Raw genomic sequence first — 12,890 nt, 5'->3', positions numbered from 1 at the left:
GGCCGCATCGGCAAACGCAGTTCTGGGAGAGGTTTTTTGGAGGCGCGAGCCGGAGTCGAACCGACCTACACGGATTTGCAATCCGGTGCATAACCGCTTTGCTATCGCGCCGCTAGGCAATTTGCATAGTAGCAAAAATTATGGGAAAGCCCGAAAGCTTTCCCAAGTTATCTGGAGCGGGAAACGAGACTCGAACTCGCGACCTATACCTTGGCAAGGTATCGCTCTACCAACTGAGCTATTCCCGCAAAAAACGAAGTCCGCATTATATGGATATCGAACTTCGTGTCAAGAAATTCAACGACGATATTTTGTTTTGTTCGGGTCGCTTCAGCCTCTGTATAATGCGCCGCTCATGAATTTCGGAACTGTGTTTCGATACATTCCATACAGCCCTTAAGCCCGGGTGGTGAAATTGGTAGACACAACGGACTTAAAATCCGTCGGCTCGAAAGAGCTGTACCGGTTCGATTCCGGTTCCGGGCACCAACACGATGTCAAGCAAACTGAATCCCACTCAACGAGAAGCAATCAAGTACCTGGGCGGTCCACTGCTGGTACTTGCAGGCGCAGGAAGCGGCAAGACGCGCGTCATTACGCATAAACTGGCCTACCTGATCGAGGAGTGCGGCTATTCCCCGCGCAATATCGCCGCGATCACATTCACCAACAAGGCCGCCAACGAGATGCGCGAACGCGTCGGCAAGATCATGAACGGGCGCGATGCCAAAGGCATGACCATCAGCACCTTCCATGCGCTGGGCATGCAGATCCTGCGCGAGGATGGGCCGCTGCTGGGCTACAAGAAACAGTTCTCCATCTTCGATAGTGCCGACACCGGAAAGATCATCAGCGAGTTGCTGGGCAGCCCTGACAAGCAGGAGATACGCACCGCGCAGAGCGTGATGTCGAACTGGAAAGCCGCTTTTCTCACGCCCGAACAGGCGGGCAGCCTGGCCGAAAATGAAGAACAACAGCGTCTTGCCCTGCTCTACGCGCGCTATCAGGAAACGCTGCGCGCATATCAGTCGGTGGATTTCGACGATCTCATCCGTCTGCCGGTAGAGTTGTTCAAGACGCATGAAGAAGCTCATCAGCGCTGGCAACATCGCTTTCGTTACCTGCTGATCGACGAATACCAGGACACCAACGATTGCCAGTACCAGATGATGAAACTGCTGGCCGGCCCCCGTGCCGCGGTCACTGTGGTGGGTGACGACGATCAGGCCATCTATGCCTGGCGCGGGGCGAGCACGGCCAACCTGCAAAATTTGCAGAACGACTACCCGCAATTGCGCGTCATCAAACTGGAACAGAACTACCGTTCTTCGCAGCGCATCCTGCAAAGCGCCAACCATCTGATCAAGAACAACACCAAACTGTTCGAGAAGAACCTGTGGAGCGAGCACGGCCCCGGCGATCCGGTGCGCGTTTTCGCGGCCAAGGACGAAGAGAACGAAGCCGAATCGGTAGTACTGCGCCTGCTGGCGCACAAGTTCGAAAACAACACGCGCTTCTCCGACTACGCCATCCTCTACCGCAGCAATCACCTGTCGCGCGTATTCGAGGAACAGCTGCGCACCCACAAGGTGCCCTATAGCGTCAGCGGCGGCACTTCGTTCTTCGATCACGCCGAGATCAAGGACCTCACCGCCTACCTGCGCCTGATCGCCAATCCGGACGACGACCCCGCCTTCATCCGCGCGATCACCACGCCCAAGCGCGGCATCGGCAACAGCACGCTGGAGAAGCTGGCATCGTATGCCGGCTCGCGCAATGTCAGCCTGTTCGAAGCCGCATTCGAGAGCGCCATGGCGCACCAACTGCAACCGCGCCAGCACGAAGACCTGCTCACTTTTTGCCAGTTCATCAACCGCATGCAGGCGCGTGCCGAAAAAGAGCCGTGCAACGAAGTGCTGAACGATCTGCTGAGCGCCATCGACTACGAGGCCTGGCTGTTCGACAGCCACGAGCCGCGCCAGGCCGAGAACAAATGGAAGAACGTGCAGGACTTCGTCGGCTGGATGAACCGCAAATCCGAAGCGGACGAGAAGACCATGATCGCCATGACGCAGCTGATCGCGCTGCTCAACCTGCTCGAATCGCGCGACCAGGAGACCGATGCCGTCTCCCTCTCCACCCTGCATGCCGCCAAGGGACTGGAGTTCGGCCATGTGTTCCTGATCGGCGTGGAAGAAGGCATCCTGCCGCACGAACGCAGCGAAGCACCGGAACAGATCGAGGAAGAACGCCGCCTGATGTACGTCGGCATCACCCGCGCGCAGCGCTCATTGCAGATCAGTTACTGTACCCGCCGCAAACGCGGCAAGGAATTCGCGGGCTGCGATCCCAGCCGATTCATCGCCGAGCTGCCGCAGGCAGATATCGTTTATACGGGCGTGGTGACGGCGGGCAACGCACCTGCAGTGACCAAAGAGGAAGGGATGGACAAGCTGGCCAGGCTGAAGGCGATGCTGAAGTAAGCTTGCGCCTGACGATCTCCCTGCTGGCGTTGCAGCCCCGATCTTTCGGATCGTGAAAACGGGTCGGGTCTCCTCCCGATCCCGGGTCGAACGGTCACATCGCACTGCAAATGAGCCAAGACACCCGCCGCCAGCAGGTGTCAGCTACTGCGGCATGGCATCACACCTCATCGAACAGCGTGGCTGCCGTTTGCGCCAATAGCGCGACATCCAGCACGCCGATGCACTGTTCGGCGACCTCGATACCGTCAAGCACGACAGGTCGCTCGGCTTCAGTGATCTCCCAGACATCGGTCGTATCTCCCCGCTTGCGCACGACGGTCAGGGTGTTGATGGCTGCATCCAGTATCTCGATGGCATTGGGGATCTGGGTGTTCTTTTTCGCGAGCGCAGAACGAACGACGCAAACGGCCACTGCAAGACGGCCGAAAGCGGTCACGCTGAACCGGTCTTCGCACGCCGCCTGATAGGGCAGATACATGTCCATCGCATAGATGTCTTTCAGCCCCTGGGTGACAGGCACACGCAACGGCGGACGTTTCTTGGTCATTCTGTACTACCCTTTCTTGATCATTGGCTTGCCTGTGCAACCGGTGGCGAACATTCAGTTCCAGAATCCTTTTTGTGCCGCAAACCTGTTCCAGGCCTTGCCGAACTCTGCAACGCGCTGTGCATAATCATGTTCCATCCAGCCGCGTATGAGTGCGAGTGTATCGTGCCTCGCCGCGTTATCCAACTTGTCCAGAAGGCGATTTGCCACGGCGATGTCGTTGAGGATGCCCAGTATGTCTTGCAGTTCGACCAGCGCAACCACACAGTTCCTGACCTTGGCGTCATTGAACAGCGAAGCGAACATCTCGATGCTGTAACGCAGTTTCTTGCAGGCGATGCGCAACGCATGCAGTTGTGCGGCATCCTCCCCGGCCAGTGCCACGCCGTTCCTGAGCACCTGTTTGCTGCGTTTCTCCAATGTCTGCCTGGCGAATCGCTCCAGCGTGAGTTCCGGTTCGATCGCCGGTGTCCCCTGCATCCATGCGCCAAAGCGCAGCAGCATGCGCTGGAAATCCTGCGAGGCGAGACTGCTTTCCATTCCAGCAAGTTGCTTCTTGCGCGCCCGTTCGCTGGCGCTCAGCACTTCGTGCAACCCGGCATGCTCGGGCAAACGTGCGCAGATCGGGGCCAATGTCTGGGTAACGAACACATCCCACTCGCGCGAGCGTCCCAGGTCCACGCACAGTTCAGCAACTTGCTCGCGCAATGCGGCCAATTCCGCATCGGCGTTGAAACGCAGCGCAATGGCCAGTACCACCCGCAGGCGCCGCAGCCCGACACGTACCTGGTGCAGGTACTCTTCATCCAGTTTCAGCAGTGCGCCCGGCACGTTGGACTGCACATGCGTCAGGCATGCGGCTATCATGTCGCGCAAGGCTCCGGCGATGGGTTGCGATCTTTTCAGCACGGGGAATCGCCCTTTGCTCGCTGACGGTTTCGAGGCCGAAAACAGCAGATAGCCATATTCGGCCTTGCTGGTGTGCTCTACATCCAGCGGCACGATATTCAGCAAAGCCAGGGCAAGTTTGAACAACTGTTGCGGTTCCCCGGACTTGAGTTCGAGTTCCAGTTCGGAGATCGGGCAACTCGATTGGCCCGCGCGTATCTCGCCGCTATCCATGCAAAGCTCTATCTCTGCTCCTTCATAACTGAGGGTCCGTACATTGCGTGAAAAATCGGTGACGAACACCGGCTGCAACCGGTTGCGCACCCCGCGCGGCAACTCCCCTCCGCAGGCTTCGAGTGCCTCGAAATCCAGCTGCTCGGACGGGACCGCCGACTCCCATTCGTTGCGCTGGTGCAATCCCGCGCTCACCTGACCGCCGCCCTTCAGGGTCTGCACGAATTGCCTGCCTACGCGGCGCAGCCGCAGGGCCATGGCATGCCGACGCAGTTCAAGATCGCCGGTGTCGTAGTAGATGCTGTAGAGCTTTTGCGCGCGCGCAGGAGTCGCGGACAAGTTTCGAAGCCAGGGATGCCGCTTGAGCTTTTGCATGTGCCCGGGCGAGATGTGCAGCTTGAGTTCGGTCTCGATGGTCACGACGGGATCAGATCAGGAAGGGTTGGTCCGGCAATTCGTTGATCTTGTTGGCGCCGCTTTGCGGATAATGCTGCGCGAGATGCGCGCCCACGCGGCGTATCCCGGCGATCACTCCCTCTTCGAACTCGCCCTGGCGAAATGCGCTTTCCATTTCCCGGCAGACAGCTTCCCACACGGCAGGTCCCAATTTGATGTGGACACCGCGATCCGCCACGATCTCCACATCGCGATCCGCCAGCAGCAGATAGATCAGCACTCCGTTATTGTGTTCGGTATCCCACACGCGCAAGCTGGAAAAGACCTCGATGGCCCTTTCGCGCGCGGACTGCCCGGCCAATAAAGGTTTGAGCTCCAGCGCAGATTCGACGGCAAAACGGATCTGTCCGGCATGCGTCTGCTCCACCTCGGCGATCGTGCGCCTGATGTTGTCCAGTGCAGCGCGGGGAAATACGCGGCGCGCAACGGTATGTCCGGTCGAAAGGTGTTTGACGATGCGTTTGATGTTCATTTACCAGTCTCCTGATGCTCCGCCGCCGCCAAAGCCGCCACCTCCACCGCCAAAATCTCCGCCCCCGAAACCGCCGCCGCCGCCCCATCCGCCTCCGCTGCTTCCACCGCCCCACCCGGCGGGAAAGGATGATCCGGGGCCGCCCACGCCGAAGAGCAAAGAAAACAGGAAAGCCGCCACTGCAGCGGCGATCGCCCAGGCCAGCGAAAGCAACAGCACCCAGGCCAGCATGCCGATCAATCCGCCAACGATGAGTCCGCTCGGCAATCTCCCCAGCAACTGGCGCAACAGGATGTTGCCGATCATGAAGATAATGAAGCCCGCGCCGATCAATTGGCCCAAACCACCTGAATCGCCGCCGGATCGCGCAGAAGCCCGCGGCGCAGGCGGCGGCAACGGTTCGCCTTCGACCACCTTCATGATCGCGCCCACCCCGGCATCAATGCCGGCATAGAACTCGCCGCGTTTGAAATAAGGCGAGATGACATCGGATACGATGCGCTTGGCCGTCGCATCGTTCAGCGCGCCCTCCAGCCCGTACCCGACTTCGATGCGCATCCGGTGGTCGTCCTTGGCGACGAGCAGCAGCACGCCATCGTCCACGCCTTTTCGGCCCAGCTTCCATGCATCGGCGACACGAATGCCGAACTGCTCGATGGTCTCCGGCTGTGTGGACGGCAACATGAGCACGGCGATCTGCGAACCCTTGCCGGACTCGAAAGCCGCCAGCCTGTTTTCCAGCAGCTGTTGCTGCCCGCCGTCCAGCGTGCCGGTGAGGTCGGTGACGCGCCGTTCAAGCGCAGGGACGGCAACCTCCGCCTGCGCCGAGCTGCAGAACAGCAGTGCAAGCAGGATAAGCTGCGTCCAGAACCGTTTCATTTATTTGGCTGGTGCCGCCTTGGGAGCAGAGAAATCCACCGTCGGCGGAACCGACACGGCCTTTTCATCCGCCACCGTGAACGTGGGCTTGATGCTGTAGCTGAACATCATTGCGGTCAGGTTGGTCGGGAAGGAACGCGCCAGCACGTTATATTCCTGCACCGACTTGATATAGCGATTGCGTGCGACCGTGATTCGATTCTCGGTACCCTCGAGCTGCGCCTGCAAATCGCGGAACAGCGCGTCCGACTTCAGTTGCGGATAGTTTTCCGTCACCATCATCAATTTGCTCAACGCCGTGGTGAGTTCGCCTTGCGCGGCCTGGAACTGGGCGAATGCCTTGGGATCGTTGATCAGTGCCGGTGTGGCCTGGATGGTGCCGACTTTGGCGCGCGCTTCGGTCACCCCGATCAGCACATCCTTTTCCTGCTGGGCATAACCCTTGACTGTATTTACAAGATTGGGGATCAGATCGAAGCGGCGCTGATACTGGTTCAGCACTTCCGACCAGTCGGCCTTGATCTGCTCGTCTTTCGTTTGGAAATCGTTGTAGCCGCAACCGCTCAGCAGCATCGTCAACATCAATACCCAGATCACACGCATTTCGATTCTCCTTGGTTGTACGCACGCATCGTCAGATGGCGCAATTATCCTGAATTTTCAAGCACCCGCCCGAAACTCCGCACCGACAGGCGATCTTCAAGGCATCGACCTGCAGATCGAACAAATTAAACGATCTGCACGATATCACATTGCAGATGGCCGTCCCTGCTTGCTTTCAGGCAGATACATTTTTCAGATTCATGCCGCCTGCCCTGCAGCATAACCGGAAGCCCATGCCCACTGGAAATTGTAGCCGCCAAGCTGTCCGGTCACATCCATCACTTCGCCGACGAAATACAGGCCGGGAACATTATTGCACTCCATCGTTTTGGAGGACAGCGCCCGCGTATCCACGCCGCCGCAGGTCACTTCCGCCTTGCCGTAACCCATCGTCCCGCTCGGTATGATCTGCCACTTCTTCAGCTTGTCGGCCAATGTCCGCAATTCCTTTTCCGCATACTGGTTCAGCGGTTTGTTTTCCAGCCATTGCACGGCGATGATCTCGGCCAGGCGTTTGGGTAGGTACTGCGCAAGGAAGTTGCCCAGCAGCATCTTGCTGCCGCGTTGTTGCAGGAACATTTCGTGCGCATCGAGATCGGGCAGCAGATCGATGGATAGCGGCATGCCCTGCTCCCAGTATGACGAGATTTGCAGGATGGCCGGGCCGCTGAGGCCGCGATGGGTGAACAACAGATTCTCGCGGAAACTGTGCTTGCCGAAACTCACCACCGCATCCAGCGAAGCACCGGACAGTTCCGCATACGCAGCCCATTCTTCAGGATGGAAGGTGAGCGGAACCAGTCCCGGTTTGAGCCTGGTCATGGGTACGCCGAACTGCTCCGCCAGCTTGTAGCCGAACGGCGTCGCACCGATCTTGGGAATGGATAGCCCACCGGTGGCGATCACCAGTGACTCCGCGCGATATTTCCCGTGCGAGGCTGTCACAACGAACTCGTCGTCCCGCTCGATTTTCTCCACGCCGCACGGCATGCACCAGCGCACGCCTGCCGCATCGCATTCCGACTTGAGCATGGCGATGATGGCTTCCGAACCGTCGTCGCAGAACAATTGGCCGAGTGTCTTCTCGTGATAGCCGATGCCATGCCTTTCCAGCATGGCAATGAAATGTTGCGGCGTGAAACGCGCCAGCGCGGAACGGCAAAAATGCGGATTCTGCGACAGGAAGTTTTCCGGCCGGGAATTGAGGTTGGTGAAGTTGCAGCGGCCGCCGCCGGAGATGCGTATCTTCTCCGCAAGCTTCGATGAATGGTCGAGCAGCAGTACCGAACGTCCGCGTTGAGCCGCGGTCAAGGCGCACATCATGCCTGCCGCCCCTGCCCCGACGATCAGTACGTCAAAACGGTTTGCATCCATCAGTGCATGGCGTAGCGTTGGATGAACTGAGTCACTGCAGCACGGAATTCCAGTGGGGCGATGATCGCGTCGTTGCTATGCCCGCCCCCTTCGATCAGCTTCAGATTTTTTGGCTGCGGCGCTCTTTCGAAAAGGCGTTGGCTCATCTGGTACGGTACGAGCTTGTCCCATGTGCCGTGAATGAGCAGCAACGGGATCTTCAAGCTGCCTATCTTGCTCAGCGAATCGAAACGCTGGTTCAACAGGAGTTCGGCCGGCAAATAGGGATATTCCAGCTCACCCATGTCGACCATCGAGGTAAAGGCGTTTTCGGCAATGAGCCCGGCAGCCTCCGGGTGACGGGCAGCCAGGTCTATGGCGATCGCACTGCCCAAGGAGTGTCCGAATATGAACGTGCGTTTTGGATCGCAGGCCTTTTGCCTGACCAGATAGTCCCAGCTCGCCTCGGCATCTTCATACACCTTGGCTTCAGTGGGAGCGCCACCGGTACTTTTGCCATAACCGCGATAATCGACCGTGAGCAGGTTGTAGCCCATGCTGTGTAGCCGTGCAACCCTGTCGATGTCCGAAGCACCTCCGATGTTCTTGTCGTTGCCATGCAGGTAAAGCACGGTGGGGGCATCAGGGCTGTCTGCAGGTATCCACCATGCAGACAGCACACCGCGATCTGTGCCGCTGCCTGAGGGAATGTGCACTTCCTCGAATTTCAAACCCAGACGATCCGGTGTGGTTTCCTGTATTGGATTAGGCTTGAATATATGTTTTCGTTGCGTCGACCACATATAGGCACACGCCAGCAGATATGCCAGCACAGCCAGCATCAGCGTCCACCTGATGCGTTTGGACCACTTCAGGATCAAACCTGTGTTTCCAGCCTTTTCCATAGGCATGACCCCTTGCTGGCTTTTTCGATGTCTTCCAATTGCGCCCTGTGCAGCGCCAGTTCGTCCTCGCTGGCGGGCAGCACACGCACGCTCAGGCAGATCGCTTCGCCGCTGGCGGTGAATTGCACGCCATCCTCTTCGGAGCGTTCTTCGCCCAGCAGACTTTCCTGGCCGCGCGTCATGCCCAGATATACCTCGGCCAGCAACTCGGTATCCAGCAGCGCACCGTGCAAAGTGCGGTGCGAGTTGTCGACCTGGTAGCGGTCGCACAACGCATTCAGGTTGTTCTTCTTTCCGGGATGCAGCTCTTTGGCAACCTTCAGGGTGTCGATCACGGGATTGTTCAGCAATGGCAACCCGGCCAGAGCCAGCTCTGCGTTGAGGAAGCCGATGTCGAACGGCGCATTGTGGATGATGAGTTCGGCACCGGCGATGAATTCCAGCAATGCCGGTGCGACTTCTGCGAACTTGGGCTCATCCTGCAAGCGGTCCAGCGTCAGGCCGTGCACTGCCGCAGCACCCTCGTCGATCTCGCGCTCCGGATTGATATAACGATGAAAAGTGCGCTCGGAGACTTTGCGCCCATTCAGCTCGATGGCGGCCACCTCGATGATGCGGTGCCCCTGTTTGGGATCGAGACCGGTGGTCTCGGTATCCAGTACGATCTGCCTCATGAACACCTCGATAAATCTACTGCGCAGCCATATTGCTGCGTCGCATGCTCGTTCAATCCTCGCCTGCCTTTCAGGTATGTCTCGTCACTCACTGTGCAGCTCCTTGCCCTATGTCTTGCTCGCTACGATTTCTTGAGGTGTTTTTCCACGTCTGCACAGCCACGGTTTGCCAGAGCGTCGGCGCGTTCGTTGCCGTCATGCCCGGCATGTCCTTTTACCCATACCCATTCGACATGATGCTGCTCCGCCAGCGTATCCAGCCTGCGCCACAAGTCTTCGTTCTTCACCGGTTTCTTGTCCGCCGTTTTCCAGCCGCGCAGCTTCCAGTTGTGCACCCATTCGCTGATACCCTGCTGCACATATTTCGAGTCCGTGTGCAGGCGGACCCGGCACTGGCGTTTCAACGCCTCCAGCGCGGAAATAGCCGCCAGCAATTCCATGCGATTGTTGGTGGTGTGCGCCTCGCCGCCACACAACTCCAGCTCCTTGCCCTTGACGCGCAGCAATGCGCCCCAACCGCCGAGGCCAGGATTCCCTTTGCAGGCCCCGTCGGTAAAAATCTCGACCACGTCACTCATTTTGTCCATTCTTTTGCGTCACACCCTTGTTCAACTTGGCCGATGCCGGCATCAGGTTGCGCACCAGCCCTTCGTTCCATTTCGGCTTGATCAGGCGCATGCCAGGGACGCGCTTTATCGCATGCAGGAAATACACTCCGCCGCTCACCGCCCACCAGCGGTCGCCGGCCTTTTCCATGAAGGCAAAACGCTCCAGCCATCTTGATTGGTGCAGTGGTGGCGCATAGGCCGCAAAACGGCCTCCGGCCACCTCGAAACCGAGCAGCGCCAGCCAGTCCTTCAGGCGCGGCAACCGGATGAAACGCCCGCGCCACGGGTAGCCTTGCTTCCGGCCCAATGCGCGGTGCAGGCCCCACAGGCTGAACGGGTTGAATCCGCTGATGATCAGGTTGCCCTCCGGCCGCAGCACCCGCTCCACTTCGCGCAATATCTGGTGCGGGTTCTCGGCGAATTCGAGCACATGCGGCAACAGCACCAGATCCAGGCTGTCGCTGTCGAATGGAAGTTCGTCGCAGCGCAAGCGCACGTTGTTGCCGGCCTGGTTCCCGGCCGTAAAGCGCAAGGGCATGCGGCTGCTGTGCAGGAAATCATGTTCCGGCAAGCCCAGTTGCAGGGCGTTGAAACCGAAGATATCGCTGACCGTACGGTCGAAATATTCCTGTTCGCGCTTCAGTACGTAGTTCCCCTGCTCGCTGGAGGACCATTCGCTCAGGCTACGCGGGATTAATCTACAATTCGGCATCCGGTTCCCATTTCTATCATGCTGAACATCATTCCCATCCCTGCTCTGCAGGACAACTACATCTGGCTGCTCCGGCGCGACAATCATGCCGTCATCGTCGACCCAGGCGAGGCCGCACTGGTACTGGATTACCTCCAAGCAAACAGCCTGCAACTGGATGCCATCCTCTGCACCCACCGTCATCACGACCACGTCGATGGCATCGAAGAATTGCGCGGAGTATATAACGTGCCGGTGCATGGGCGAAGCCATCCGAAGAACCCTCATATTACCCACGACTTACGCGAAGGCGACCGGCTCTGGCTGGAAACGCTGGATGCCGAATTCGCCATCATCGAAGTACCCGGCCACCTCGACGATCACATCGCCTTCATCGCCCCGCGGGTGGTATTTTGCGGGGATGTGATGTTCGGAGGAGGCTGCGGGAAGAATTTCGAAGGCACGCCAGCACAACTGCTCCATTCGCTGCAGCGCTTGGCCGCCCTGCCCGACGACACACAGGTCTATTGCGCGCACGAATACACCTCCTACAACCTGCCTTTTGCGCTTGCCTGTGAACCGGACAACCCTGACGTCCAGCGTCGCATCGCCGATACCCGCAGCCTGCGCGAAAGGAACCTGTCGACCGTCCCCTTCACCATCGCACTGGAAAAAGCCACCAATCCATTCCTCAGATGCAGCAGCCCTGAACTCGTCCGGACCCTCCAGGCGCGCGGCTTGGCGGACACCAGCGAACTCGCCGTATTCACTGCCCTGCGCGAGTGGCGTGATCGTTTTTGATTGCGGGAAATGATGTTCTAGTTTATCCTGCGCGCCCTTTCGGAGAGGTGGATGAGCGGTTTAAGTCGCACGCCTGGAAAGCGTGTGTGGGGTAATACCCCACCGCGGGTTCGAATCCCGCCCTCTCCGCCAGGTTTCCTTGCCCCCAAGGGCTCTGTGGCTGCAATAGTTCCCCACCCTTCGTTTTACCCATCGCCTATTCTGAGATGCACCCCGAAAGTGCTGTTAGGGGCGGTTCGGGTGGCCTACGTGAGATCCACAGCCTTTTGTTGCTCTCCGATGAGGGGGAGCATCGGGAAGTCTTGGATATGGTTCGGAAAGATATTGATGTTGTTGCCTAAGCCTTACTTGTGTGCGTAAACGAGGTGCTGGAAGTAGTCGGACATCAAACAGTAGCGAGCGAACGACGGTAGCAACTTCGATTGGTCAACCCGAAATCCTCCTGGTGAAATCGAAGCAGATGCCCTCGACATCCGCCCCGACGAGCGCCAGCTTGCCGATAGTCCCTTCACTCGAGAAAGCCACGCGAATGTCATCCTCCGCGAATGCTTTGGCTGTGTTCGCCGCATAGAAATCTTTGGAAATGTGGTTAACTGCGGCGGGATCGAACACCCACCCCTTGATGCACAGAGTTTCCCAGTACCTTCCTCGTAGTTTTCGGGGGAGACGCTTGCCCCGAGCACGATCGGCTCGCGCAGAAAGTCCCGAAGCCGTTTAGATGTTAACGACCGGATTCCTGCTTCGACAAACTTGCCGCTGGGACAGTGGAATTTGAAGCTGAAGCGCGCTTCGCGGTTGCCTGCACATTCAGAGACAATATCCTGCCGGAAGTGGAATACCTCAAAGCAAGTCAGGTGGATGGCTTCGGGAAAGCATTACGGGGAAAACTGTTGGCCTCCGGATCTCCGTTGACTAAAAGCTATCTGAAAATATTGGTGGATGAGATCGTAGTAGAGGACAGAACCGCCACCATCCGGGGAAGCTACAAGGCGTTGGCAGAGACGATGCAGAAAATAAAAATGGGCAACTTGAATCAAGTGCCCATTTTTAACCTGAATTGGTGCGCCCGAAGAGATTCGAACTCCTGACCCCTTGGTTCGTAGCCAAGTACTCTATCCAGCTGAGCTACGGGCGCGTTTTGCTGCTTGTTACACGTGGCGGAGAGGGAGGGATTCGAACCCTCGATACAAGTTTAAGCTCGTATGCGCCCTTAGCAGGGGCGTGCCTTCGACCTCTCGGCCACCTCTCCGAAGGCCGCGAATGATACTGATTAGAGGCTAGGCGGTCAAACGA

The 12,890-nt window shown here is 58.3% G+C and carries 14 protein-coding genes and 6 tRNA genes; 5 read left to right on the top strand and 15 right to left on the bottom strand.

What is annotated here, in order from left to right; translation table 11 throughout:
• Nucleotides 1-37: 37 nt before the first annotated feature.
• Together SLIT_RS07585 and SLIT_RS07580 are read right to left on the bottom strand one after the other, a co-directional pair.
• Nucleotides 38-111, bottom strand: a tRNA-Cys gene (locus SLIT_RS07585).
• A 61-nt stretch (nucleotides 112-172) separates the two neighbouring features.
• Nucleotides 173-248 (bottom strand) — tRNA-Gly (locus tag SLIT_RS07580).
• A gap of 152 nt (nucleotides 249-400) precedes the next feature.
• Between SLIT_RS07580 and SLIT_RS07575 the strand changes: the two genes are divergently transcribed.
• Both SLIT_RS07575 and SLIT_RS07570 read left to right on the top strand, forming a co-directional pair.
• Nucleotides 401-489: transfer RNA gene (locus tag SLIT_RS07575), tRNA-Leu, on the top strand.
• Nucleotides 490-494: 5 nt separating this feature from the next.
• Nucleotides 495-2,483, top strand: coding sequence for a UvrD-helicase domain-containing protein (locus SLIT_RS07570; protein WP_013029654.1), 1,989 nt, complete (start codon nucleotides 495-497; stop codon nucleotides 2,481-2,483).
• Between the two features lie 160 nt (nucleotides 2,484-2,643).
• Here the strand turns inward: SLIT_RS07570 and SLIT_RS07565 are convergent, their stop codons facing one another.
• The 10 genes from SLIT_RS07565 to SLIT_RS07520 form a co-directional block, all read right to left on the bottom strand.
• On the bottom strand, nucleotides 2,644-3,033 hold the full coding sequence (locus tag SLIT_RS07565) for a hypothetical protein (RefSeq protein WP_013029653.1): 390 nt from the start codon (nucleotides 3,031-3,033) through the stop codon (nucleotides 2,644-2,646).
• 54 nt (nucleotides 3,034-3,087) lie between these two features.
• Complete coding sequence (locus SLIT_RS07560) at nucleotides 3,088-4,575, bottom strand: CYTH and CHAD domain-containing protein (protein ID WP_013029652.1); 1,488 nt, start codon at nucleotides 4,573-4,575, stop codon at nucleotides 3,088-3,090.
• 7 nt (nucleotides 4,576-4,582) lie between these two features.
• Nucleotides 4,583-5,083 carry a TPM domain-containing protein gene (locus SLIT_RS07555; RefSeq protein ID WP_013029651.1) on the bottom strand — a complete coding sequence of 167 codons (501 nt, stop codon included), beginning with the start codon at nucleotides 5,081-5,083 and terminating at the stop codon, nucleotides 4,583-4,585.
• Complete coding sequence (locus SLIT_RS07550; RefSeq protein WP_013029650.1) at nucleotides 5,084-5,962, bottom strand: TPM domain-containing protein; 879 nt, start codon at nucleotides 5,960-5,962, stop codon at nucleotides 5,084-5,086.
• Entirely contained in the window at nucleotides 5,963-6,565 is a 603-nt protein-coding gene (locus SLIT_RS07545; RefSeq protein ID WP_013029649.1) for a LemA family protein, read from the bottom strand.
• 198 nt (nucleotides 6,566-6,763) lie between these two features.
• Nucleotides 6,764-7,939: a BaiN/RdsA family NAD(P)/FAD-dependent oxidoreductase gene (locus SLIT_RS07540; RefSeq protein ID WP_013029648.1), complete on the bottom strand. Its 1,176-nt coding sequence runs from the start codon at nucleotides 7,937-7,939 to the stop codon at nucleotides 6,764-6,766.
• Complete coding sequence (locus tag SLIT_RS07535; protein WP_013029647.1) at nucleotides 7,939-8,823, bottom strand: alpha/beta hydrolase; 885 nt, start codon at nucleotides 8,821-8,823, stop codon at nucleotides 7,939-7,941. Before SLIT_RS07535 ends, SLIT_RS07540 begins: the two co-directional genes overlap by 1 nt.
• Nucleotides 8,796-9,497, bottom strand: coding sequence for a DNA polymerase III subunit epsilon (dnaQ, locus tag SLIT_RS07530; protein ID WP_013029646.1), 702 nt, complete (start codon nucleotides 9,495-9,497; stop codon nucleotides 8,796-8,798). Before dnaQ ends, SLIT_RS07535 begins: the two co-directional genes overlap by 28 nt.
• A gap of 122 nt (nucleotides 9,498-9,619) precedes the next feature.
• Nucleotides 9,620-10,084 carry a ribonuclease HI gene (gene rnhA, locus SLIT_RS07525; protein WP_013029645.1) on the bottom strand — a complete coding sequence of 155 codons (465 nt, stop codon included), beginning with the start codon at nucleotides 10,082-10,084 and terminating at the stop codon, nucleotides 9,620-9,622.
• The gene (locus SLIT_RS07520; protein WP_013029644.1) at nucleotides 10,068-10,817 is read right to left on the bottom strand and encodes a class I SAM-dependent methyltransferase; all 750 of its coding nucleotides are present in this window, start codon (nucleotides 10,815-10,817) and stop codon (nucleotides 10,068-10,070) included. Before SLIT_RS07520 ends, rnhA begins: the two co-directional genes overlap by 17 nt.
• Before the next feature lie 18 nt (nucleotides 10,818-10,835).
• Here SLIT_RS07520 and gloB point away from each other — a divergent pair, with 18 nt between their 5' ends.
• Nucleotides 10,836-11,597 carry a hydroxyacylglutathione hydrolase gene (gene gloB / locus SLIT_RS07515; RefSeq protein ID WP_013029643.1) on the top strand — a complete coding sequence of 254 codons (762 nt, stop codon included), beginning with the start codon at nucleotides 10,836-10,838 and terminating at the stop codon, nucleotides 11,595-11,597.
• A gap of 41 nt (nucleotides 11,598-11,638) precedes the next feature.
• Nucleotides 11,639-11,729 (top strand) — tRNA-Ser (locus tag SLIT_RS07510).
• Between the two features lie 294 nt (nucleotides 11,730-12,023).
• On the opposite strand, the gene SLIT_RS07505 is transcribed toward SLIT_RS07510, so the two are convergent.
• On the bottom strand, nucleotides 12,024-12,209 hold the full coding sequence (locus SLIT_RS07505; protein ID WP_013029642.1) for a hypothetical protein: 186 nt from the start codon (nucleotides 12,207-12,209) through the stop codon (nucleotides 12,024-12,026).
• A 152-nt stretch (nucleotides 12,210-12,361) separates the two neighbouring features.
• On the opposite strand from SLIT_RS07505, the gene SLIT_RS15570 reads away from it, so the two are divergent.
• The gene (locus SLIT_RS15570; RefSeq protein ID WP_083775019.1) at nucleotides 12,362-12,685 is read left to right on the top strand and encodes a hypothetical protein; all 324 of its coding nucleotides are present in this window, start codon (nucleotides 12,362-12,364) and stop codon (nucleotides 12,683-12,685) included.
• Here the strand turns inward: SLIT_RS15570 and SLIT_RS07500 are convergent.
• Together SLIT_RS07500 and SLIT_RS07495 are read right to left on the bottom strand one after the other, a co-directional pair.
• A tRNA-Arg gene (locus tag SLIT_RS07500) sits at nucleotides 12,656-12,732 on the bottom strand. The two genes, SLIT_RS15570 and SLIT_RS07500, sit on opposite strands and share 30 nt — an antisense overlap.
• 20 nt (nucleotides 12,733-12,752) lie before the next feature.
• Nucleotides 12,753-12,846, bottom strand: a tRNA-Ser gene (locus SLIT_RS07495).
• Nucleotides 12,847-12,890 lie beyond the last annotated feature (44 nt).

Source organism: Sideroxydans lithotrophicus ES-1 (assembly GCF_000025705.1).
GTDB lineage: Bacteria > Pseudomonadota > Gammaproteobacteria > Burkholderiales > Gallionellaceae > Sideroxyarcus > Sideroxyarcus lithotrophicus.
This window is presented reverse-complemented; position numbering and strand designations above follow the sequence as displayed.